The sequence below is a fragment of the Paraburkholderia sp. GAS199 genome (assembly GCF_050436585.1).
Classification (GTDB): domain Bacteria; phylum Pseudomonadota; class Gammaproteobacteria; order Burkholderiales; family Burkholderiaceae; genus Paraburkholderia.
Window position 1 is genome coordinate 56819 of the sequence record NZ_JBNDMM010000010.1, and the last position, 22705, is coordinate 79523.

A 22705-nucleotide genomic window follows, 5' to 3' on the forward strand; every position below is an offset into this window, starting at 1 on the left:
CGAAGTTTCCGGTCGCGTGGCGTCGTGAACCTGCGTGCGTCAGAAGGCGAAACAGCTACAACCCAACGCGCCCCAGAAGCCGTTCGAATCGCTGACCGGCACGTTCTTGCGCCACGCCCAGCCGTGCGCGTGAGCATGCACACCACACAGATTCACACAGCCGTCCACGCAGGCCACGGCCGTCGGCTTGTACCGGCTGTACCCGCCGAATTCCGCCACCGGCGACCACGACGGGCTGACCGGCAGGTCGGGCGGCGCAAGCGGCGCGAATTCGTCGTCCGCGTACACCACCTTGCCGCCCACCACGGTCAGGTTCGAGGTCAGGAACTTGATGCGGCTTTCGTCGACCGTGAAGAAGTCTTCGCTCAGCACCGCGAAGTCGGCGAACTGGCCGGGCACCAGCGCGCCTTTCTTATCGTCTTCGTTAGAAAACCACGCGCTGCCCACCGTGTAGCGGCGCAACGCTTCCATGCGGTCGAGTTTGTTCTCGCTGCCGTACATGGACGTGCCGCCGACGGTCTTGCCCGACACCATCCAGTACAGCGACACGAACGGGTTGAAGCTCGCGACGCGCGTGGCGTCCGTTCCCGCGCCGACCGGCAGGCCGGCGTCGAGCATGTGACGGATCGGCGGCGTGCGCTTCACGGCCTCTTCGCCATAACGCTGGATGAAGTACTCGCCCTGGAACGCCATGCGATGCTGGATCGCGATGCCGCCGCCGAGCGCCTTCACGCGCTCGATATTCTTCTGCGTGATGGTTTCGCAATGGTCGAAGAACCAGCGCAGTCCGTTGAACGGAATCTCCGCATTCACGCGCTCGAAGACATTCAGGAAGCGCTCGATCGATTCGTTGTACGTGGCGTGCAGACGGAACGGCCAGCGGTTCGCCACCAGCAGCCGCACCACGGCTTCGAGTTCGGTTTCCAGCGAATCGGGCAGGTCCGGACGCGGCTCGAGAAAGTCTTCGAAGTCCGCGGCGGAGAACACCAGCATTTCGCCGGCGCCGTTCACGCGCAGGAAGTCGTCGCCTTCGCCGGGTTTGGTCATCTTCACCCACTTCGCGAAGTCCTCGATTTCCTTCTTCGCGTTCTGCGTGAACAGGTTGTACGCAATACGTACGGTCAATTCGCTGTTTTTCGCCAGATCCATGATGACGGCGTAGTCATCCGGATAGGCCTGATAGCCGCCGCCCGCGTCGATTGCGCTGGTCACGCCGAGGCGGTTCAGTTCGCGCATGAAATGGCGCGTGGAATTGCGCTGATCTTCCAGCGCGAGCTTCGGGCCTTTCGCGAGCGTGGCGTACAACAGGCCGGCGTTGGGCCGGGCAATCAGCATGCCGGTCGGATTGCCGCGCTTGTCGCGCTGAATCTCGCCGCCCGGCGGATTCGGTGTGTCTTTGGTGTAGCCGACCGCGCGCAGCGCCGCCGCATTCAGCAGTGCGCTGTCATACAGATGCAGGATGAACACCGGCGTATCCGGCGCAATCGCATTGATTTCTTCGAGCGTGGGGCCACGCCGCTCGGCAAACTGGAATTCGTTCCAGCCGCCCACCACGCGCACCCATTGCGGCGCCGGCGTGCGGGCTACCTGCTTGCGCAGCATGTCGAGCGCGTCGGCCAGCGAAGGCACGCCGTCCCAGCGCAACTCCATGTTGAAGTTCAGACCGCCGCGAATGACGTGCAGGTGCGAGTCGTTCAAACCCGGAATCACGGTGCGGCCTTTGAGGTCGACGTGACGCGTGTTGTGGTTCGCGTGACGCATCACCGTTGCGTGGGAACCCGAGGCGAGAACGCGGCCGTCGGCGACGGCGAGCGAATCGACGAACGACCGCTTGTCGTCCTGCGTCGCGATCTTGCCGTTGAAGAACACGACCTCGGCCGGCGTCAGTTCGGAAGTACTGGAATTCATGACGATCCTCTTGAGGAGCGCTCCGGCAAGTAAGCGCGAAGCGTTTCCAGGAAAGCTCGGAAGCGAAGAAACGTAGCAGCGGGAAAGCAGAAGAGCCGGCCGGCGCCCGCACGCGGCGGGCGCTTCCGGAAACGATGCGGTTTAGCCCGCTTCGCTCGCGTGTTCGCCGAGAATCGACTTGGCGTAACGCACGCCGATACCGTACGAGCTATGCGCCTTCAGGATGTCCATGCAGCCTTCGTAGGTTGCGCTGCGCGCCCAGTCGCGTTGCAGTTCGAACATGAACTGCAGCGACGTCATCGGCACTGCGCCGGCCTGGATGATGCGCTGCACTGCGCGCTCGTGCGCTTCGTGGCTCACGTCGCCGCAAGCGTCGGTCGGCACGTAGATTTCGTAGCCTTCGGCGATCATCTGGATCGTCGGGAACGACACGCACACTTCCGTCCACAGGCCGGCCAGCACGATCTTCTTGCGGCCGGTGGCTTCGATGGCCTTGCGGAAATTCACGTCTTCCCACGAGTTCATCGAGGTGCGGTCGACCGGCGCCTGCTCCGGAAACACCGATTGCACTTCCGGCACCATGTCGCCGCTGAACGACTTGGCCGCTACCGTGGTGAGGATCGTCGGGACCTTGAAGAGCTTCGCGGCCTTCGCGACAGCCTGCACGTTGTGCAGGATGTTGGTGCGTTCGTGCGACATCGTGCCGAAGAACATTTGCGGCTGATAGTCGATCAGCGCAACGGCACAGGTGTCGGGGGTCAAGAGTTCTTTGGACATTTCGGGCTCCGTAGGGAATTGATTGCACAGTCTGAATTGCACTGCGGTACTCGCCGTCATGGCGAGGAAAACTGGAGCCCATTCTAGCCACGGGTTTTTGCCGAGTCCTTGGCAAGCGGCCTTAATAGTTCTTAAAAAAAATGTAAGGAAACGACCGCTGCAGCAAAGCGAAATGCGGCGGCCGCGATTGACGCCTGCCAGGCTCGCCGACCGACGCTCAGAACTTTTCACATTTTCTGCAGGACTTTATCGGCGATGCATTCCTACACTGCACTCACTTCGAATCGCGCTCGCGCAGTCTGGAATGAATGACATGCTTAATGCCGCCAGGCCGCCGTACGCGGCATCGCACGCTCAGCCTTCCAGCGACGCACGCAGCCGCGCTTCGAGAAACTGAACCAGCGCGCGCACTTTGCTGGACTGACGACGATTGGGCAGATACGCGGCGTAGACGACGGCGTCGCCCGATTGCGGACTCGCGTCGAACTGTTCGAAGAGGCGCATCAGACGGCCCGCGCGTATGTCGGCGGCAACCTGCCACTCGGGCAGCAAGGCGACACCGCGTCCCGCAAGAACGGCCTCGAGCAGGATGTCGAGATTATTCGAGAGCAGATGCCCGCGCACGTCGACGCGCTGCTGCGCGCCGTCGCGCTGGAAAGTCCACACCTGATGGACGCGATAGCCGCCGCCATAGGCGAAGCGCAGGCACTCGTGCTCGCCGAGGTCCTGCGGTGTCTGGGGCATGCCGCTGCGTTCGAGGTAGTCGTGGCTCGCCACGACGTAGCGCGGATTGTCCGCGAGTTTTTTGACAATCAGATTCGCGTCGCGGTCGGCGAGACCGATACGTATCGCGACATCGATCCGTTCCAGCGCGAGGTCGACGAAATGATCGGCGACCACCACATCGAGAAACACGCGCGGGTTGTCGGAGAGAAAAGCCGCGAGGTGCGGCGCGAGACGCAACCGGCTGTAGGTGGACGGCACGGAAATACGCAGCGCGCCGACCGGCGCCGCGCCGCTGTCGAACACGCTTTCGTCGGCTTCGGCCAGATCGTCGAGCACCTTGGAAACCTGCTCGACGTAGGCAATGCCGGCATCCGTGAGGCTGACCTTGCGTGGCGTGCGGGTCAGCAAGGCGGCGCCGAGCGAGGCTTCGAGCGAATCCATCAGCCGCGTGACGGACGAAGTGGCAACGCCCAGGCGCTGCGCGGCCTTCGAAAAGCCGCCGGCGTCGGCGACTTCCAGCAGGGTTTTGACGGCGAGGAATTTGTCCATGCGGCCTCATGCGAATTTGGTTGCGTAAAACGCAACGCTCGCTTGCATTTTATCCCCATTCAACAATAACAACGCAATGATTAAGCTGCCTGCATGAACCTGACCCGAGGTGCGACATGCAAGACATTCAGATCGAAGTGAATTACGACTTTATTTGCCCGTGGTGCTGGATCGGGCAGCGCAATCTGACGGCGGCGTTGCAGCAGACAGACGCGGGGACCGCTGTTTCCATCCGCTATGTGCCGTTCGAACTGAATCCCGCCATGCCCGCCGAGGGTATGGACCGGCGCGTCTACCGCAGCCAGAAGTTCGGCAGTTGGGCGCGCTCGCAGATCATGGACGCGCAGGTCACGGCCGCAGGGCTCGCTGGCGGCGTGCACTTTCATTACGACACGGTGGCACGCACGCCGAACACGCGGCTCGCGCACCGGCTGATGCAGTTCGCCCAGCAACGCAACGATGCGCGCGCGACCGGTTCACTCTACGAAGCGCTCTTCGCCGCCTATTTCGCCCAGGGCCGCGATATCGGTGCGCTCGACACGCTCGCGGCCATCGCAGCGGAGCAAGGATTCGACGCGGATGACGTCCGCGCCTATCTGCTCTCCGATTCGGGCGAGCGCGAAGTCGACGCGGCGCGCGCACGATCGAGCCAGCTCGGCGTGCAAGCCGTGCCGACGATTCTGATCGACGGCACGGCAATCAGCGGTGCGCAGCCGCCCGTGGTTTTCGTCAACGCGCTGCGGTCGGCAGGGCAAAGGAAAGCAGCATGAGATCCATCGAAAAGCCGCGCGCCGTCGTGATCGGCGGATCGCTCGGCGGTTTGCTCACGGCCAGTACGATGCGCGCCGCCGGTTGGGACGTGGACGTGTTCGAGACCTCGCCCAACCAGTTGGAGAGCCGCGGCGGCGGTGTCGTGCTGCAACCGGACGTGCTGGACGCGCTCGACTACGCCGGTGTGACGTTGCCGAATCCGCCGGGCGTGGCGTCGGGCGACCGCATCTATCTGGACCGCAACGACCGCGTGGTCGAACAGCTTTATATGCCGCAGATGCAGACGTCGTGGAGCCTGCTGCACCGCGCGATGAAAAACGCGTTGCCTGCGCAGCATCTGCACACGGGCGAGACCTTCGCCGATTTTCATATGGATGGCGAACGGATCGTCGCGCAGTTCGAAAGCGGCCGCAGCGAAAAGGCCGATCTGCTGATCGGCGCGGACGGTATCCGCTCGACGCTCAGGCGGCGTCTGCTGCCGGAGATTCTGCCGGTCTACGCGGGCTACGTGGCATGGCGCGGACTCGTGGACGAACCCGACCTGCCGCGCGTCGCCGCCGACATGCTGCGCGACCGGTTCGCGTTCCAGCACGGCGACGGCTACTCGGGACTCTGCTATCTGATTCCCGGCGACAACGATTCGACCGTATTCGGTCAGCGTCGCTGGAACTGGGTGTGGTATCGCCAGTACAGCGCCGAACGGCTCGACGAATTGCTGGTGGATCGCAACGGCGTGAAACGCGCGTTTTCGCTGCCGCCCGGTACAGCCAAACGCGCGGACATCGCCCATCTGCGCGAGGACGCGCCGAAGTGGCTAGGCCCGACGTTCCGCGCGCTGGTGGAGGCCACCGACGATCCCTTCATGCAGCCGATCGTCGATCTGCGCGCGCCGAAGATGGTGTTCGGCCGCGCGGTGCTGCTCGGCGACGCCGCCTCGGTGCCGCGTCCGCACACGGCAGGCAGCACCGCGAAGGCCGCGGCCAATGCGCATGCGCTAGCTCAAGCATTGGCATCGACGTGGCAAAGCGGCGCGACGATCGATTCGGCGCTCAAGCGTTGGGAAAACCAGCAATTGCAGCGCGGCAAGCTGATGACCGATCTGGGTATTTCGCTCGGCGATCGCGTGATGAATCTCGCGCGCTGAGTCCGCAGTCTTTTTCTTCTTTTTTCTGGGAGCAGTCATGTCGATTCAGGCATCCACCGTGACGGGCGGCACAGGTCCCGTCAAGCTGACACGCAGTCTGATCGCGCTGTTTGCATTCTGTTGCGGCGCCATCGTCGCGAACCTGTACTACGCGCAACCGATCACCGAACTGATCGCGCCGGACGTGCACATGTCCGGCGGCATGGCCAGCCTGATCGTTTCGCTTACGCAGATCGGCTACGCGTTCGGCCTGTTCTTTCTGGTGCCGCTCGGCGACCTGCTGGAAAACCGCAAGCTGATGATCACCACCGCGCTGGTGTCGATCGTGAGTCTGGCCGCCGCGACGTTCGTGCATCAGCCGGGACCGTTCCTCGTCGTCTCGCTGCTGATCGGTTTCAGTTCGGTCGCCGTGCAGATCCTGATTCCGCTCGCCGCGCACCTCGCGCCCGATGAATCGCGCGGCAAAGTGGTCGGCAACATCATGAGCGGCCTGCTGCTCGGCATTCTGCTGTCGCGTCCGGTGTCCAGCGTGGTGGCCGGCCACTTCGGCTGGCGCGCCGTGTTCGGCACCGGCGCCGTGCTGATGGCCATCGTGACCACGGTGCTCGCGCTGACCATTCCGCGCCGCCAGCCGGATCACAAGGCGAGCTACTTCGAACTGATCGGCTCGCTCGGCCATCTGCTGCGCACGATGCCGGTGCTGCGTCATCGCTCGCTGTATCAAGGCTTGATGTTCGCTTCGTTCAGCCTGTTCTGGACCGCGATTCCCGTGGAGCTGACCCGTCAGTTCGGGCTCACGCAAACCGAGATCGGCATCTTCGCGCTGGTCGGCGCCATCGGCGCGACATCGGCGCCGGTCGCGGGCCGTCTCGCCGACGCGGGCCATACCGTGCGGGCGACCCTGATCGCGCTGGTGGTGGGCGCGCTCGCTTATACGCCGGCCCTGATTCATCCGGCGTGGGGCGTGATCGGTCTGGTCGCGACCGGCATCGTGCTCGACTTCGCCGTGCAGATGAACATGGTGCTCGGCCAGCGCGAGATCTACGCGCTGCATGCGGCGAGCCGTAACCGTCTGAACGCGCTGTACATGACCAGCATCTTCGTGGGCGGCGCATTCGGTTCGGCGCTTGCCAGCCCGCTTTACGAGCACGGCGGCTGGCCGCTCGTCGCCGCCGTGGCCACGGCCTTTCCGCTGATCGCGCTGGTTCACTACCTCGTGATCGGCCGGCCGCACGCTGCCCGCATTGCCTGATACGCGTATTCCCTCGAAACCGGACGCTTCGACGTCCGGTTCAGAACGTTTCAGCGTGGCTTCAGGAATTCTTGCCGGCCTGGCGATACGCTGATCGACAGTGTCATTCACCGGGCGACGTCAGATCGCTCGCAAAAGGAACCACCATGTCCTCACTTTCGCCTTTGCTCGACGGCTTCGATCTGTCGGGACTGCGCTTGCCGAATCGCGTCGTCATGGCGCCGATGACCCGTTCGCGTGCGCCGCTGCGCGGCCGTCCGACTGGAATGATGGCCGAGTATTACGTGCAGCGCGCGTCGGCGGGATTGATCGTCAGCGAAGCGACCAACGTGAGTTCGTCCTCGCTCGCGTTCGACCTCACGCCGGGCATCTTCACGGCCGAGCAGATGGACGGCTGGCGTGACATCACGAGCCGGGTGCACGCCGCGGGCGGCCGCATCTTCATGCAGTTGTGGCATAGCGGACGCGTCAGTTCGTTCGCGCTGCTCGGCGGCGAAGCGCCGCTGTCGCCCTCGGGCCTGAACGACGACCTCGAACAGTTGCAGGTGTGGGGGCAACTGCACAACGGCGAATACACGAAGATTCACGCCACGCCGTCGCGCGCCATGTCGCTCGACGAAGTGCAGCGCGTGATCGCGGATTTCCGGCAAGGCGCGGCGAATGCGATCGCGGCCGGTTTCGACGGCGTGGAAGTCCATGCGGCGAACGGTTATCTGCCGCACCAGTTCCTTTCTTCGACCACCAACACTCGCGACGACCGTTACGGCGGCTCGGTGGCAAACCGCGCCAATTTTCTGCGCGACATTCTCACGGAGATCGGCTCCGTCGTGCCGCCCGGCAAAGTCGGCGTACGCATCTCGCCGTACGCGCACTACAACAACGTGCGCGACGCCGACCCAGACGGCACCTACGACTACGTCGGCAGGATGCTCGACGAATTCGGCGTGGCCTACGTGCATGCAGCGGATACGAACGGCTGGAGCGGTCAGCCGGATTTGCCGCGCATCATCGAACGTCTGCGCGGCGTGTATTCCGGCACGCTGATGGTGAACGGCGCGATTTCCGTCGACCATGCCGAGACCCTGGTGCGCGATGGTCAGGCGGATCTCGTGGCGTTCGCGCGCGTCTACATCGCCAATCCCGATCTGGTCGAACGGATCGCGGCGGGCGCGCCGCTCGCCACGCCGCATTCGAAAGGCTGGTACGGCGGCGACGCGGCCGGCTATATCGACTACCCGGCCTTCAATGGCAGCGGACACACCGCGCAACCGGACGTGACGCAGGCATGACGCTATCCTTCGCCCACTCGTACGGCGCGACGCGCGCCGTGTCTTTTCACCCCGACTCACGTGACAGGTGCGCGCATGACTCGCAAGTCTAGATTGCTGGCGGGCGGCGGCGTGGTCGTCGTGGCCGGCCTGATCGCGGCGTTTCTGCTGATGTGGCGGCCGGCCATCGCGCCAGTCACGCCGCCTGCCGGATCATCGTTCGACGCGCAGACGCGGCTCGCCGGTGCGCGCGCGGTCGCGCTCGGCGACTGCATCGTGTGTCATACCGCGAAGGGCGGCAAGCCGTTCGCGGGCGGTTTGCCGCTCGCCACGCCGTTCGGCACGATCTACGCGACCAACATCACACCGGACGCCGACACCGGCATCGGCAACTGGTCGCTCGAAGCGTTCACGCGCGCGGTGCGCTACGGCGTCGCGCGCGACGGGCATCTGCTCTATCCGGCGTTTCCGTACATTCACTTCACGCGCATGTCGGATAACGACATCTCGGCGGCCTACGCGTATCTGATGACACGCGAGCCGGTCAACGCCACCGCGCCCGCCAACAAGCTGATCTTCCCGCTGAACTTCCGTCCCCTGCTGGCGTTCTGGAACGTGCTGTTCCTGCATCCCGGCGCGCAACAGCCGGACACGTCGAAAGACGCCGAATGGAATCGCGGCAAGCTGCTGGTGGACGGTCTCGGCCACTGCGCGTCGTGTCATTCGCCGCTCAATGCGATCGGCGGTGAGAAGTCCGGTCATGCGTTCGACGGCGGCGTGGTGGACGGCTGGGAAGCGCCTGCGTTGAACGCGCTCGGCGCGGCACCCAAGGCCTGGTCGAAGGAGCAATTGGTCACGTATCTGCGCACCGGCCGCGCGAGCGAACACGGCGCGGCGGCGGGACCGATGCTGCCCGTCACGCGCGATCTGGCGACCGTGCCCGTGGAAGACGTGCAAGCCATCGCCACGTACCTGCTTTCGATCCAGAAACCGCAAGCCGCAGCCGCCGCGCTTGCCACCGACACCGGCGCGCACGCTGCCGTTGCCGCTTCGCCCGACGCACAACGCGGCGCGCTGCTGTTCGCCGCTTCCTGCGCGCAATGCCACGGACCGAACGCGCCGATGCAGTCGATCGGCGAGCGTCCCACCCTGGCGTTCAGCACGGCCGTGAATGCCGCGTCGCCGCGCAACGCGATCCAGATGATGTTGAGCGGCAACGGCTGGCACGGCGAAGACAGCATGAACTACATGCCCGCCTTCAGCCAGATTTACGACGACCAGCAGATCGCCGATCTCGCGTCCTACATTCGCACGGCGTATTCGCAGCGCGGCCCGTGGAGCGATGTGCCGGCGCTGGCTGCGAAGGTCAGAAAGGAGAACCACGCGCGATGATCCAACTCACCGTCAACGGCGTGCAGCACACGCTCGATATCGATCCCTCGACGCCGCTGCTCTACGCGCTGCGCAACGACCTGCAACTGCACGGCGCGAAGTTCGGCTGCGGCCTCGGACAATGCGGCGCATGCACCGTGATCGTGGATGGCGAAGCCGTTTTCTCGTGCGTCGTGCCGGTCGCGTCGATCGGCAAAAAGCCCGTGCGGACGATCGAAAGTCTCGGCACGATCGAGCATCCCGGTCCGCTGCAAAAAGCGTTTATCGACCATCAGGCGGCGCAGTGCGGGTACTGCATCGCCGGCATGATCATGCGCGCGCAGGCGCTGCTCGACCGCAATCCGCGTCCAGGCGAACGCGAACTGCTCGATCACATGGAACCGAACCTCTGCCGCTGCGGCACGCACAAGCGGATTCTCGCGGCGATCCGCGAAGTCGCGCATCTGCCGTCGCCCGATAACGCCGATAAAAGCGCGGCGGGAAGCACCGTGAGTCAGGGAGGCGCCCAATGAGCGTCGAAGAAGAAACGATCAACGAAGGACGCCGCCGTTTCATGCTGTCGGGCGCGCTGCTGGTGAGCTTCAGCATGATCCCCGGGGTCGACGCGATGGCCCAGGAAGTGATTGCCGACGAAGGCGCCGCCGTGCATATCGGCAAGGCGACCCAGGCGCTCGGCGGCAGTCTGAAGACCAATCCGTACCTCGATTCGTGGATCAGAATCGACCGTGCGGGCAAGGTCACGGTCTACACCGGCAAGGTGGAACTCGGCACGGGCGTGCGTACCGCGCTGCTTCAGGTGGCCGCCGAGGAACTCGACATGGCGCCCGCGCTGATCACCTTCCTGACCGCCGACACCGGCGCATCGCCCGACGAAGGTCTCACCGCCGGCAGCCACACGATCGCCGACAGCGGCACCGCCCTGCTCAACGCATCGGCGCAAGTGCGCGGGCTACTTGTCGACGCGGCGGCGAAGCACTTCGGCGTGGATAGTGCGACGCTGAGCACGCGCAACGCCGTCATCAAACTACCGGACGGCCGCAGCATGACGTATGGCGAGGCCGTGGGTCTCGTCGATCTTCACCGCGTAGCGACACCCACGTCACCGTTGAAGAACCCCGCTACCTTCGGCATGATCGGCACCTCGCTGCCGCGCGTGGATATTCCGCGCAAGGTGACGGGCGGCGTGAGTTACGTGCAGGACATGACGATGCCGGGCATGGTCCACGCGCGCGTGGTGATGCCGCCCGTCTACGAGGCGCGGTTGCTCAGCACCAACACGCCCGAGGTTCTGAACATGCCGGGCGTCATCAAGGTGATCCGCAACGGCAGCCTGCTTGCGGTGGTCGCGAAAGGCGAATGGCAGGCGGTGCGCGCTCAGCGCGCGCTGGCCGCCGGGTGTCGGTGGAGCGAAGGGCGCGCGCTGCCCGACCCCGCCACCGTGCATCGCGAACTCAAGTCGATCTCGACCCAGCACATCGAAATCGCCAACACGCATGACCTGACGAGCCCCGCCGTCAGGAAACTCGCGGCCCGCTATACGCGACGCTACATGCTGCACGGCTCGATTGGGCCATCGTGCGCGGTGGGTCTCTTCAAGGACGGCGACCTGACCGTCTGGACGCATTCGCAAGGCGTCTATCCGCTGCGCGACGGGCTGGCTGAAATGATGTCGATGCCCAAGGAAAAGATTCGCTGCATTCACGTGGAAGGCTCGGGCTGCTACGGACACAATCCCGCCGACGATGCCGCCGCGCATGCCGCGCTGATCGCGCGTGAAATGGATGGCCAGCCGGTGCGTGTGCAGTGGATGCGCGAGCAGGAAAACACGTGGGACCACTACACGCCGGCCATGGTCACCGAAGTGAGTGCATCGCTCGACGCGGGCGGCAGTATCGTCGATTGGGACTACGCACTGTGGAGCAGTTCGCACAACGAGCGCATCGTCAACGCGGGCCGGCTGATTCCCGCGCAGTTGCTCGAGAAGCCGTTCGTGTCCGCACCGTCGGTGCCGATGGTGCAGCCCGAAGGCGGCGGGGATCGCAATGCGATCCCGCTATACAAGCTGCCGAACCTGCACGTCATGAACAATTTTTCGCCGACCATGCCGCTGCACACGTCGGCGATGCGTTCGCTCGGCGCGCACATGAACGTCTTCACGATCGAGTCGTTCATGGACGAACTGGCCGCGGCGGCCGGCGCCGATCCGGTTGCGTTTCGCCTGAAGCACTTGCAGGACCCGCGTGCGCGCGACGTCATCAAACTGGCGACGGACAAGTTCGGCTGGCCGCGTCCGGCGCGCAAACGCAATCATGGTGTCGGCTTTGCGTTCGCGCAGTACAAGAACCTGATGGCCTACGTCGCGCTGGCGGTCGAGATTTCCGTCGTGCCGGAAACGGGTCAGGTCGTGCTCGAACATGCGGTGGCCGCCGTGGACTGCGGACAGATCGTCAATCCCGATGGCGTACGCAATCAGATCGAAGGCGGCATCATCCAGTCGGCCAGTTGGACGCTGTATGAACAGTTGCAGTTCGACACGAAGCGGATTCGCAGCTTCGACTGGAGCAGCTATCCGATCCTGCGTTTTTCGGCGGTGCCGAAGAGCGTGGACGTGCACCTCATCAACCGACCCGGCGAGCGTTTTCTCGGCGCAGCAGAAGCGTCGATGGGACCGACTGCCGGCGCCTTGAACAATGCGCTGTTCGACGCCACCGGCAAACGTCTGCGCGATATGCCGCTGGGCGGCGAAAATCTGCGCAAGCTGATCGACGTGTAACGGAACGTGCGGCTTCCTTCAGGATCGCAAAAAAGCGGGCGGCAAGATGATCTTGCCGCCCGCTTTTACATGCGACGCGTCTACGCGGAATTGGCCGCCGAACGCAGCGCGTCGAGCAGACTGCGCACGTCGCGGTCGCCGTCGTAACGGTGGCCGTTGATGAACAACGTGGGCGTGCCGTTCACACCGCTGCGCAAGCCGCTGTCGAAATCCCGCTGGATGTTCTCGTCATAGGCGCCGTCGAAAGCGCCTTGCAGATCGCGCGTGTGCAGACCCAACTGCTCGCCGTATTCGAGCAACGCCGAGTCGTTCAAGGCTTGCTGGTTTTCGTAGAGCGCGTCGTGCGCTTCCCAGAACTTGCCCTTGACCGCCGCCGCTTCCGAGAACTGCGCGGCGTGCAAGGCATGCGGATGCATGTCCGTCAGCGGAAAGTGACGGAAGACGAAGCGCATCTGCGCGCCCATGGCTTCCTGAACGGCCTTCACCACGCCGTACATCGCGCCGCAATACGGGCATTCGAAGTCGCCGTATTCGACGAGCGTGACGGGCGCGTCCACGGTGCCCTGAATGTGATCGAGAGACCCGACCGGCGGAGAGAGATGGCTCATGGTGTGTCCTGTTTCGTGGGAGATTCGAGATGCTCGAGCGCGTCGAGAATTCCATCGACGCCGGGATTCACGGTGATAGGCGAGACATAGGCCCAGCGTATGACGCCGTCTTTATCGAGGACGAACAACGCGCGCTCGCACACGCCGTCGCTCGCGCGATAAACGCCGTAGCGGCGCGCCACGTCACCTTTCGGCTCGAAGTCGGCCAGCAGCGGGAAATGATATTTGCGCTGCGCCGAATAAGCCGCATGCGACCACGCGCTATCCACCGAAATGGCAACGAGTTGCGCGCCGAACCGGTGCAACGCGGGCAGCGCGGCGTTGAACAGACCCAACTCGTCGCCGCAAACCGGGCTCCAGTCCGCCGGATAAAACGCGATGACCACGGGCGCGCCGCGAAGCTCGGAGAGCGAGATCTTCTGATCGGGTGTGGCCTGCAGCGTGAAGTCCGGCGCGAGCGTCCCTGCGTCGAGAACGTGACTGGCGGATGGTGAAGACGGGTTCGACATGAATGGCTACGCTCCTCTCGTTGCATGCTGGGCCGCGCCCTCTGCACGACCTTTCGTGTCTAGCAGAATAGGCCGGATGAAAACGCAGCAACAGCTATGCATTGGGTTCGATGAATCACGACCAGGCAGGTGTGAGTAACACCTTCGTATAGTGGCGCGTCTCTCGACGCTTTTCTTTTTCGTGCAACCGGTCGGCTTCGATCTGTGCCGTGCATTTCGGAAAGAAAGTCTGGCAAAGCAATGGTCAAATTTCGACAAGTCGAATACCGAATTTTCAAGTCCATCATGTCTACGCTCATCGCCCGGCCCGATACCGAAACACGCGAACGCCTCATTCTCTGGATCAGAAAACGCATGGACGAATGCGGCATCACGCTGGCGGCGCTGGAGCGTGCAATGGAAGAAGAGATCGAGCAGGCCCGACATCTAACCCGCTACCAGGATGCATCCGGCAATTGCTGGAGCGGCGAAGGCAGCTTGCCGGAGTGGCTGCGCCGCGCCGTGGCGGCGGGACAGAGCATCGAACATTTCCGCAGCGAAAGCGCGTGAGAGACGAGGCCGTCGCGTGGCACTGTCGTCGCGTTTCTTTTGCCGGAGAGGAGTCTGAGAAAAATGAAACCCGATCGTAGTCACGCCGAAGGTGTCATCGTCGAACTGGGCCAACTCGCTCATCTGCTCGTTGAAGTCGCCACCGCGCTCGATGGTCAGCGGCAGTCGCTCGCCGCCTTGCACGACACACTCGAGCGCACGTCGGGGCTCGACGGTGCGCTCGCGCCATTCGCGGAGCAGTCGCGCCAGTTCCTCGATTCCGAAGTGCGCGGCGCGCAACAGGCCATTCAGACCACCGCCGAACTCAACGCCGGCATGAGCGCACAGGTCGCGCTGCTCACGAGCGTCGTGCAGGAAGCCAGAGAACTCGACGACGACACACTCACCGATCCCATGCGCGCCGCGCTGTGGGACAAGATGTCGCCGCGCGTGGACACCATCATCAGCTCGGTCAATCATCATCTTTCGCTGGCACTCGGCACGCTCGACCTGGCCGCGCGTGTCATCGAGCGATCTCATCCGATCTGGCAGGCGGCGTCGGAAAGCTGAGCGCGCCGATCGCGCAGAACGGTCGCCGTGTTCAGGACTTTGTAATCGCACGTGAGCGCGGCGCAAGCTTGCGCGAGCGACTGCCTGCGTGGCGCGAAGTCAATCCCATGTTGTACACGGGAGACACTGGTGCCGGCCCCGACTACCTAAAAATTTTGACGGCAATATGATGCGCCTGGCTAAAAGCCACGCATGAAGCGCGGGTCCTATCGGCCCGCGCTTCGCCTCATAACTACACACGGGGAAAAACTCTGTGAAGACAACTCTTCGCGTCGTCGCTGGCGCAATCATCGCTATCGCGGCTCAATCCGCATTCGCACAAAGCTCGGTCACGCTGTACGGCATCGTCGACACGAGCGTGCGCTATCTCACCAACGCCAATGCCAACAACGACAGCCAGGTGTCGATGGGCGTCGGTCCGATCACCGGCAGCCGTTTCGGCCTGAAGGGTTCCGAAGACCTCGGCGGCGGCCTCTCGGCGGTGTTCCGTCTCGAGAACGGCTTCAACCTGTGGAACGGCCAGTTCGCTAGTTCCAATACGCTCTTCAACCGGATGGCTTATGCCGGGCTGTCTAGCAACCAGTACGGCGCGCTGACGTTCGGCCGCCAGAATACGCCGCTGTTCGATCAACTCGGCAACGTCTACGATCCGCTGACCGTGGGTAACTACGATCAGGACGGCTGGCTGCCGGGTGCGCTCGGTTACGGTCTGCGTCAGAACAATTCGGTGAAGTACAACGGCCAGTTCGGCGGCCTGAACGTGGAAGCGATGTACAGCTTCGGCGGCGTCGCGGGCAGCACTGGCGCGAACAACATGTACGCCTTCACGGCGTCGTACACGTACAGCGGTCTGTCGCTCGACGCAGGCTTCCAGCAGAACAGCGACGTGAAGAACAACAAGTTCAACGTGGTCAACGTGAGCGCGGTCTACGCATTCAGCACCGTCAAGGCATTCGCGGGCTGGCTGCACTCGCAGGACAACACCGGCGTCGTCGACCAGTACATGGCGGCGGCGGGTTCGCCGGCCGCCAGCTGGGCAACGCCCGTGACCAACACCAACCGCATCGACGACGGCTTCTACGTCGGCTCGACGTGGCAGGTCACGGCACCGCTGCTGCTGACGGCCGCCGCCTACTACGACCACTCGCGCAACGCGCTGAATGCCGACGGCACGACGCTCGGTCGCGGCGTGCGTTACTCGGGCGTGCTGCTGGCCGAGTACTCGCTGTCCAAGCGCACCGAAGTGTATGGCACGGTCGACTTCATCCGTGGCACCGGCGCCGCGCAAGCGGACTTCCCGGGTCGCAACAACCAGACCGGCGTGGCAGTCGGTTTGCGCAACATCTTCTGATGGCCGGCCCGGCTCAGGCCGGGCACGTCTGTCGGCGAACAGCGGCGCGCACCTCCGGGTGCGCGCCGTTTTTTTATGCGGCCGTATGCGCAGTAGATTACACACTGGAAGGAAACCTGGATTAGAATGCGAGTGATTCTCATTAACCAGTGACTTCCGCCGGCGTTCGTCCCGTGTCCAATTCATCCGCAATGCCTTATCAGGCCGCCGCCGTGAGCACGCTCTACGTCGAGCATCACCGCTGGCTCGTGAGCTTCCTGCAACGCAGACTCGGCGACCGCGACAACGCCGCCGACCTGGCGCACGACACGTTCGAACGGCTGATGCACGGCTATCCGGAACACGCGCTGCAACAGCCGCGCGCCTATCTGACGACGATCGCCAAGAATCTGGTGGTCAGCCATTTCCGGCATGCGCAGGTCGAACGGGCCTATCTCGACGTGCTGGCGACCCATCCTGAAGCCACCGCGCCCTCGCTCGAAGCGCGCGCGCTGATTCTCGAAACGCTCGACCAGCTCTGCCGGCTGATCGAGAAAATGCAGCCGCGCACGCGCGCCATTTTTCTGCTCGCTCAACTCGACGGCCTCAGCTATCCACAGATCGCGCAGCAACTCGACCTGTCGCTCGACGTGGTGAAGAAGGCCATGTCCAAGGCGCTGCAGCAATGCTATCTGGTGGTCTACGAATGACCTGCACGCGCCCGCTCGAACGCGCAACGCCATGAGCGCCGCGCCTCGTATCGATGCGTCGATCGTCGCGCAGGCGGCGGACTGGATCGTCAAGCTGCAAGCCGGCGCGAGTCCGCGCGATCACGCCGCGTGCCAACGCTGGCGAGCCCGCAGTCCACTGCATGAAGAAGCGTGGCGGCGCATGACCTCGCTCACGCAAAGCCTCGATGAAAACGTGGCGCGGATCGGGCCGCAAGCCACGCGCTCGGTGCTCGACAGCGTGACCGGCGCGCAGCAGAAACGGCGCCGCACGCTGACGCGTCTGCTGGGATTGTCGGCGACGGGGGTGATGGGATGGGGCTTGATGGAGCGGCTGCCGTGGCGCGGCTGGAGCGCCGGTTATCGCACCGCGACCGGCGAACGCCGCGAGTTCATTCTCGCCGACGGCACGCGTCTCATGTTGAACACCGGCAGCGCCGCCGATGTCCGTTTCGATGACCGGCAACGCCGCATCGCGCTGTACGAAGGCGAGATTCTCGTCATCACCGGACGCGATCCGGCGGGCCGCCCCTTGCACGTCGCGACGCGTAACGGCGTCATCACACCGGTTGGTACGCGCTTCACCGTGCGCCAGCCTGCGGAAAACGAAGGCGATACGCAGGTCAGCGTGATCGAAGGCGCGGTGGAGATCCGTCCGGACGATGCGTCGGGTCGCGTGCTGACGCTCGCGCGCGGTCAGAGCACGTCGTTTGGCCGCGTCGACATCGCGCCGCCAGTCACGCTGGAACCCGGCAACGTGGCGTGGATCGACGGGCTGCTGGTGGCGCGCAACATGCGGCTCGGCGATTTCATCGCGGAACTGTCGCGCTACCGGCGCGGCATTCTGCGCTGCGATACGTCCGCGAGCGATTTACGCGTGACGGGCTCGTTCCCCGTGCAGGACACCGACAAGGTACTGCGTCTGTTGCAGCAGGTTCTGCCCGTCGGCATTCAAACGCGCTCCAGCTATTGGGTGACGCTGACGCGTCGCACCAGCTGACGCTTTCTTTCGCTAAAACCCCACCCGAAAAAAGTCGGCACTGTTTTTCGATTCGCGCGTTAGACCTCATAAGACGAAGCCGATGCGCACGGCGGCGTCATCCAATCAACGCTCGAATCAAGGATTTTTCATGGCACGAGGCCATTGCCGCGCCGCTGCGCACCGCCGCTTCAGTCACGCTCTTCGTCACAGCTTGCGTCACACGGTTCGTCGTACTCCCAGGCTGTCCACGCTAACGGTCGCGCTTGCGCTCGCCGGCGCGGTTGCGCCGCTGTCGGTGGTCGACGCGCGCGCGCAAACGGGACGCACCGAAACCGACACGCGTCGCTACGACATTCCCGCCGGTCAACTGGACGAAGCGCTCATTGCGTTCGGCCGCACGTCCGGCGTGATGGTCGGCACCGACCCTGCCCTGACACGCGGCGTGCAAAGCGCCGGATTGCACGGCACGTATAGCGCGTCGGCAGGACTGAACGCCCTGTTGCAAGGCACCGGCGTGGAAGCCGTCGCCGTGGAAGGCGGCGTCTACCGGTTGCATCGCTTGCCCACGCCGGTCGAGCAGAGCGGACCGACCGAACTGAAGCCGGTTCACGTGCGAGGCCGCGCCGAAAACGCGTGGACCGCAACCGACGGTTACGTCGCCTTGCGCAGTGCCGCCGGCACCAAGACCGATACGCCGCTGCTCGAAACGCCTCAGTCGATCTCCGTGGTCACGGCCGATCAGATCACCGACCAGGCCGCGCAAAGTGTCGGCGCCACGCTGCGTTACTCGCCCGGCGTGCGCGGCGACAGCTTCGGCGTGACGACCGACCGCGACTACGTTCGCGTGCGCGGCTTCATGCCGAACTTCTATCTCGACGGCCTCATGCTGCCCTATGGCCTGGGCGGACAGGGCGCGCAATCCGAGCCGTTCGGACTCGAACGCGTGGAAGTGGTGCGAGGACCGTCTTCGGTGCTGTTCGGCCAGAATCCGCCCGGCGGCATCATCAGCATGACGAGCAAGCGGCCTACCGAAGAAGCGCGTCACGAAGTGGAGTTGCAAGGCGGCAATTTCGATCACGTGCAAGGCGCGTTCGATTTCAGCGGTCCCGTCGATCCCGACGGCAAGCTGCTGTATCGCTTCGTCGCGCTGCGTCGAGATAGCGGCACGCAGGTAGACGGCGCCGACGACAACCGCACCTATCTCGCGCCGAGTCTCACGTTCCGCCCGAGCGCAAATACTTCCTTCACGCTGCTCGCGCAGTATCAGAAAGACGACGCCGGCATCGCCACTCAATACTATCCGGCGTACGGCACGCTCTATAAAAATCCGCTGGGACAGATTCATTCGAATCTGAACGTGGGCGATCCCGATCGCGACACGTTGAACCGCGAGTACTACGCCGTGGGCTACGAGGCGGAACACGCGTTCAACGACGACTGGAAGGTCAAACAGGCGCTGCGCTATGCGCATGTGAACACGCACAACTACTCGACGTGGGGCAACGGCTTCGTCACCAACACCGCGACCGGTTTGCCGAGCGACTATCGCACGCTGCTTCGGCGCGCGACCGACATCAATCGCAGCATGGACGAGTTCACCGTCGACAATCAGGTGCAGGGCAAATTCAGGACCGGCGTGGTGAATCACACCTTGCTGGCAGGCTTCGACTTCCGCCGCGAAACGATCGACAACTACACAGGCACGGTAGCCGCCAGTTCGATCGACATCTTCAATCCGATCAACACCGGCGCCGCGCCCACCATCACGTACACGGCCAACAATCTGCAGACGCTCAACCAGTACGGCGCGTATCTGCAGGACCAGATGAAACTCGACCGCTGGATTCTCACGCTGAGCGGGCGCAACGACTGGTCGAATGCGGCGTTGAACAACCGCAATACGCACATCACCACGAAGGCCGACGACACCGCCTTCACGGGACGCGTCGCGCTCGGCTATCTGTTCGACGTCGGCGTGGCGCCGTACATCAGTTATTCGACGTCGTTCGAACCGCAGATCGGCACCAGTTCGCCGGCGACGGGCAGCCACGCGTTCACGCCGACTCGCGGCAAGCAGACCGAGATCGGCGTGAAGTATCAACCGTCCGGTTACGACGCGCTGTTCGCCGTGTCCCTGTTCGACATGAAGCAGAAAGACGTGCTGACGCCTGATCCGCAAAACATTCTGTATAGCGTGCAGACCGGCGAAGTCGGTTCGCGCGGCGTCGAACTCGAAGCGCATGCAACGATCACCCGGCAGATCAAGCTGATCGCCAGTTACACGTTCACGGACACGCGCATTCTGGCGTCGAACAATCCCGCCCAACTCGGTCAGCAGTTGCCGCTGATTCCCAAGCATCAGGCGAGTTTGTGGGCCACGTACAGCTTCGATCAACCGGCGCTCTCCGGTTTCGAACTGGGCGCGGGCGTGCGTTACACCGGCAGTTCGTACGGCGACGCGGCCAATCAGTGGCAAACCTCGAGCTACACCGTTTTCGATCTGATGGCGCGCTACGATCTCGGCCATATCGACGGACGCCTGAAGGGCGCCTCGCTGAGCCTGAACATCCAGAACATCGGCGATCGCGAATACCTGACGGGCTGTCAAAGCGCGGCCTCGTGCGAATTCGGCGAACGTCGCACGATTCTCGGCACGGTGAGGTATCTTTGGTAAGCACAGGCGGCTTTGCATCGGCGGCACGGGCAAAGGGGCCGCTCGTGGCCCGCATCGTCGCCGCTGTGCTGGGCGGCTACGCGCTCGCCGCGTTGTCGAGTGTGGCTGCGCTCGTGCTGCCCCTCGCGCGCAGCGAAGCCGTGATCGTCGGACTGCTTGCGAGCTTTGCCGTATATGCGGGTGCCGTGGTGTGGGTATTCGCCGCACGCAGCGCCACGCGTGCGTGGCTCGGACTGATCGCAGCCGCATTGATGTTTGCGTGCCTGGCCTGCGCAGCGACGCTTCGAATGAAGCCATGAGCGAAGCCGTGACGCAGACTGCTCGCGCGAGGCTTCAGCCAAAGCCAAAGAAGCCGGCCGGACTGCGTCAGGCGATGGCGGGTCTTCACACGTGGACGGGCCTGCTCGCCGGCTGGTTGCTGTATGCGGTGTTTCTCACCGGAACGGTCAGCTATTACCGCGACGACATCTCGGCATGGATGCGCCCCGAGCTGGCTTCGCCGCACGCCGTGCAGCCGGCGGCCGATGTCGTCGAACGTATCGCGGCGCAACTCGCCCGGATTGCGCCGGACAGTCCCCAGTGGTTCATCGGCACGCCGGACTCCCGCGCCACGACCGCACGGGCGCTGTGGCGCGACGGCGCGCGCTTCACCGAATCCGCGTTCGACCCCGCCACCGGACAGCGCGTGACCGTGCGCGACACGCGCGGCGGCGACTTCTTCTACGGCTTCCACTTCAACCTGTACTACATGCCGCCCGTGTGGGGCCGCTGGATCGTCGGCGTGCTGGCGATGTTCATGCTGGTGAGCATCGTGAGCGGCATCATCACTCACAAAAAACTGCTCGCCGATTTCTTCACGTTCCGCCGGGGCAAAGGTCAACGTTCATGGCTCGACGCGCATAACGCGTTCTCCGTGCTGGCGCTTCCGTTCCACTTGATGATCACGTACACGGGTCTCGTGACGCTCGCGCTGCTCTACATGCCGTGGGGAGTACAGGCGGCGTTTCCCACCCCGCAGGCACGCACGGCCGCGCTCTCGCAGATCAACGCCTTCGTGCCGCCCGGCAAACGCTCGGGACATCGCGCGCCTCTATATGCGCTCGGCCCGATGGTCCGCGCAGCCGAACGACGCTGGGGCTCGGCGTCGATCGGCAACGTGATCGTCACGCTTCCTGGCGACGCCGCGGCGCGCGTACTGGTGTCGCGCGGCGACACCGACCGCGTGTCGACCAGTCCGCAGTTTCTGCTGTTCGACGGCACGAACGGACGACTGCTGCGCGCTCAGGACAGCGTCGCGCCGGCCGCCGAAACGCGCGGCGTGCTGTACGCCTTGCACGTAGGACGTTTCGCCGATACGACGACGCGTGCGTTGTATTTCCTGCTTGGCCTCGCCGGCACGGCAATGGTCGGCACCGGCCTCGTCATGTGGACGGTCAAGCGCCGCGCGAAGTTCGACGATCCCGGCCGACCGCCCGTTGGCTTTCGCCTGGTCGAACGACTGAATATCGCGACGATTGCCGGCTTGCCGCTCGCCATGAGCGTCTTCCTGTGGGCCAACCGTCTATTGCCGTCGATGCTGCCCGGACGAGCCGAGTGGGAAGTCCGCTGCTTCTTTATCGCATGGAGCGCGGCGTGGCTTTACGCAACGTTTCGATTGCCGAAGCGAGGATGGATCGAATTGCTGACGGGCGCTGCGTTGTCGTGCCTGTTGCTGCCTTTGCTCGATCTCGTGACGATGCATGGCCTGCTTTTTACACGTCTGCGCGAAGGCGACGCGCGCTTTGTCTGCTTCGATCTCGCGTTATCCGGTTTCGGGCTGTTGTTCGCAAAACTGGCCATACGTGCTGCGCGTTCGCACGCCGCCGTTCGTGCGCGACAAACATGATGCATGCCGCGGTGTTCGGCCTCTCACTGTGCGGCTTCGTCGCGGTTTGCCTCGCCTCCGCGCGACAGCAGCAGCGTCTCTTCAATCGTCCGCTTTCGCGAAGCACAACCCACGCGATGCGCGTCGCGGCGACCGTGCTTTTCGCGGCGTCGCTCGGCTATGCCGCACACCGCGCCGGCTGGGATGTCGGCCTCGTGATCTGGTTCGGACACGTCAGTCTCGCGGCCGCCGTGGTGTTCGTCGCGTTGATGCCGTTCGGCCAGCGATAACAAAAACGCTATCGCCACATCCAATTTCAGCATTGGAGTCGGCCAGTCCCCGTCCGTACACT

The 22705-nt window shown here is 64.0% G+C and carries 21 protein-coding genes; 16 read left to right on the forward strand and 5 right to left on the reverse strand.

Annotated elements, in window-relative coordinates; genetic code table 11:
• Positions 1–39: 39 nt before the first annotated feature.
• From P3T18_RS31135 to P3T18_RS31145, 3 genes are all read right to left on the reverse strand, one after another.
• Entirely contained in the window at positions 40–1908 is a 1869-nt protein-coding gene (locus P3T18_RS31135) for an amidohydrolase (RefSeq protein WP_429303812.1), read from the reverse strand.
• A gap of 141 nt (positions 1909–2049) precedes the next feature.
• A complete protein-coding gene (locus tag P3T18_RS31140) occupies positions 2050–2685 on the reverse strand; it encodes a hydrolase (RefSeq protein ID WP_429303813.1) in 636 nt (211 codons plus the stop codon).
• Positions 2686–3039: 354 nt separating this feature from the next.
• Positions 3040–3960 carry a LysR family transcriptional regulator gene (locus tag P3T18_RS31145; RefSeq protein WP_429303814.1) on the reverse strand — a complete coding sequence of 307 codons (921 nt, stop codon included), beginning with the start codon at positions 3958–3960 and terminating at the stop codon, positions 3040–3042.
• A 116-nt stretch (positions 3961–4076) separates the two neighbouring features.
• Here P3T18_RS31145 and P3T18_RS31150 point away from each other — a divergent pair, with 116 nt between their 5' ends.
• The 7 genes from P3T18_RS31150 to P3T18_RS31180 all read left to right on the forward strand — a co-directional run bounded on the left by P3T18_RS31150 (position 4077) and on the right by P3T18_RS31180 (position 12560).
• Positions 4077–4730, forward strand: a complete 654-nt coding sequence (locus P3T18_RS31150) for a DsbA family oxidoreductase (RefSeq protein ID WP_429303815.1) — start codon at positions 4077–4079, stop codon at positions 4728–4730.
• Positions 4727–5875, forward strand: a complete 1149-nt coding sequence (locus P3T18_RS31155) for an FAD binding domain-containing protein (RefSeq protein ID WP_429303816.1) — start codon at positions 4727–4729, stop codon at positions 5873–5875. Before P3T18_RS31150 ends, P3T18_RS31155 begins: the two co-directional genes overlap by 4 nt.
• A gap of 37 nt (positions 5876–5912) precedes the next feature.
• Positions 5913–7127 carry an MFS transporter gene (locus P3T18_RS31160; protein WP_429303817.1) on the forward strand — a complete coding sequence of 405 codons (1215 nt, stop codon included), beginning with the start codon at positions 5913–5915 and terminating at the stop codon, positions 7125–7127.
• Positions 7128–7273: 146 nt separating this feature from the next.
• Complete coding sequence (locus P3T18_RS31165) at positions 7274–8416, forward strand: alkene reductase (protein ID WP_429303818.1); 1143 nt, start codon at positions 7274–7276, stop codon at positions 8414–8416.
• Positions 8417–8491: 75 nt separating this feature from the next.
• A complete protein-coding gene (locus P3T18_RS31170) occupies positions 8492–9787 on the forward strand; it encodes a c-type cytochrome (protein ID WP_429303819.1) in 1296 nt (431 codons plus the stop codon).
• Positions 9784–10299 carry a (2Fe-2S)-binding protein gene (locus P3T18_RS31175; RefSeq protein ID WP_429303820.1) on the forward strand — a complete coding sequence of 172 codons (516 nt, stop codon included), beginning with the start codon at positions 9784–9786 and terminating at the stop codon, positions 10297–10299. Before P3T18_RS31170 ends, P3T18_RS31175 begins: the two co-directional genes overlap by 4 nt.
• Positions 10296–12560 carry a molybdopterin cofactor-binding domain-containing protein gene (locus P3T18_RS31180; protein WP_429303821.1) on the forward strand — a complete coding sequence of 755 codons (2265 nt, stop codon included), beginning with the start codon at positions 10296–10298 and terminating at the stop codon, positions 12558–12560. The genes P3T18_RS31175 and P3T18_RS31180 overlap by 4 nt, the downstream gene beginning before the upstream one ends.
• Positions 12561–12640: 80 nt before the next feature.
• Here the strand turns inward: P3T18_RS31180 and P3T18_RS31185 are convergent, their stop codons facing one another.
• Together P3T18_RS31185 and P3T18_RS31190 are read right to left on the reverse strand one after the other, a co-directional pair.
• Positions 12641–13168 carry a DsbA family protein gene (locus tag P3T18_RS31185; protein ID WP_429303822.1) on the reverse strand — a complete coding sequence of 176 codons (528 nt, stop codon included), beginning with the start codon at positions 13166–13168 and terminating at the stop codon, positions 12641–12643.
• Complete coding sequence (locus tag P3T18_RS31190) at positions 13165–13677, reverse strand: redoxin domain-containing protein (RefSeq protein ID WP_429303823.1); 513 nt, start codon at positions 13675–13677, stop codon at positions 13165–13167. Before P3T18_RS31190 ends, P3T18_RS31185 begins: the two co-directional genes overlap by 4 nt.
• A gap of 285 nt (positions 13678–13962) precedes the next feature.
• Here P3T18_RS31190 and P3T18_RS31195 point away from each other — a divergent pair, with 285 nt between their 5' ends.
• The 9 genes from P3T18_RS31195 to P3T18_RS31235 all read left to right on the forward strand — a co-directional run bounded on the left by P3T18_RS31195 (position 13963) and on the right by P3T18_RS31235 (position 22643).
• Entirely contained in the window at positions 13963–14226 is a 264-nt protein-coding gene (locus P3T18_RS31195; RefSeq protein ID WP_429303824.1) for an H-NS family nucleoid-associated regulatory protein, read from the forward strand.
• Positions 14227–14289: 63 nt separating this feature from the next.
• Positions 14290–14775, forward strand: a complete 486-nt coding sequence (locus tag P3T18_RS31200) for a hypothetical protein (protein WP_429303825.1) — start codon at positions 14290–14292, stop codon at positions 14773–14775.
• A gap of 253 nt (positions 14776–15028) precedes the next feature.
• The gene (locus tag P3T18_RS31205; RefSeq protein WP_429303826.1) at positions 15029–16126 is read left to right on the forward strand and encodes a porin; all 1098 of its coding nucleotides are present in this window, start codon (positions 15029–15031) and stop codon (positions 16124–16126) included.
• A 173-nt stretch (positions 16127–16299) separates the two neighbouring features.
• A complete protein-coding gene (locus P3T18_RS31210; RefSeq protein WP_429303827.1) occupies positions 16300–16815 on the forward strand; it encodes a sigma-70 family RNA polymerase sigma factor in 516 nt (171 codons plus the stop codon).
• 31 nt (positions 16816–16846) lie between these two features.
• Positions 16847–17833, forward strand: a complete 987-nt coding sequence (locus P3T18_RS31215) for a FecR domain-containing protein (RefSeq protein ID WP_429303828.1) — start codon at positions 16847–16849, stop codon at positions 17831–17833.
• 130 nt (positions 17834–17963) lie between these two features.
• Entirely contained in the window at positions 17964–20489 is a 2526-nt protein-coding gene (locus P3T18_RS31220; protein WP_429303829.1) for a TonB-dependent siderophore receptor, read from the forward strand.
• A gap of 44 nt (positions 20490–20533) precedes the next feature.
• Positions 20534–20788 carry a DUF3649 domain-containing protein gene (locus P3T18_RS31225; RefSeq protein WP_429303830.1) on the forward strand — a complete coding sequence of 85 codons (255 nt, stop codon included), beginning with the start codon at positions 20534–20536 and terminating at the stop codon, positions 20786–20788.
• On the forward strand, positions 20785–22374 hold the full coding sequence (locus tag P3T18_RS31230) for a PepSY-associated TM helix domain-containing protein (protein ID WP_429303831.1): 1590 nt from the start codon (positions 20785–20787) through the stop codon (positions 22372–22374). The genes P3T18_RS31225 and P3T18_RS31230 overlap by 4 nt, the downstream gene beginning before the upstream one ends.
• Positions 22371–22643 (forward strand): DUF3325 domain-containing protein, encoded by a 273-nt coding sequence (locus P3T18_RS31235; RefSeq protein WP_429303832.1) that lies wholly within the window; start codon positions 22371–22373, stop codon positions 22641–22643. Before P3T18_RS31230 ends, P3T18_RS31235 begins: the two co-directional genes overlap by 4 nt.
• The last annotated feature ends 62 nt before the right edge of the window (positions 22644–22705 follow it).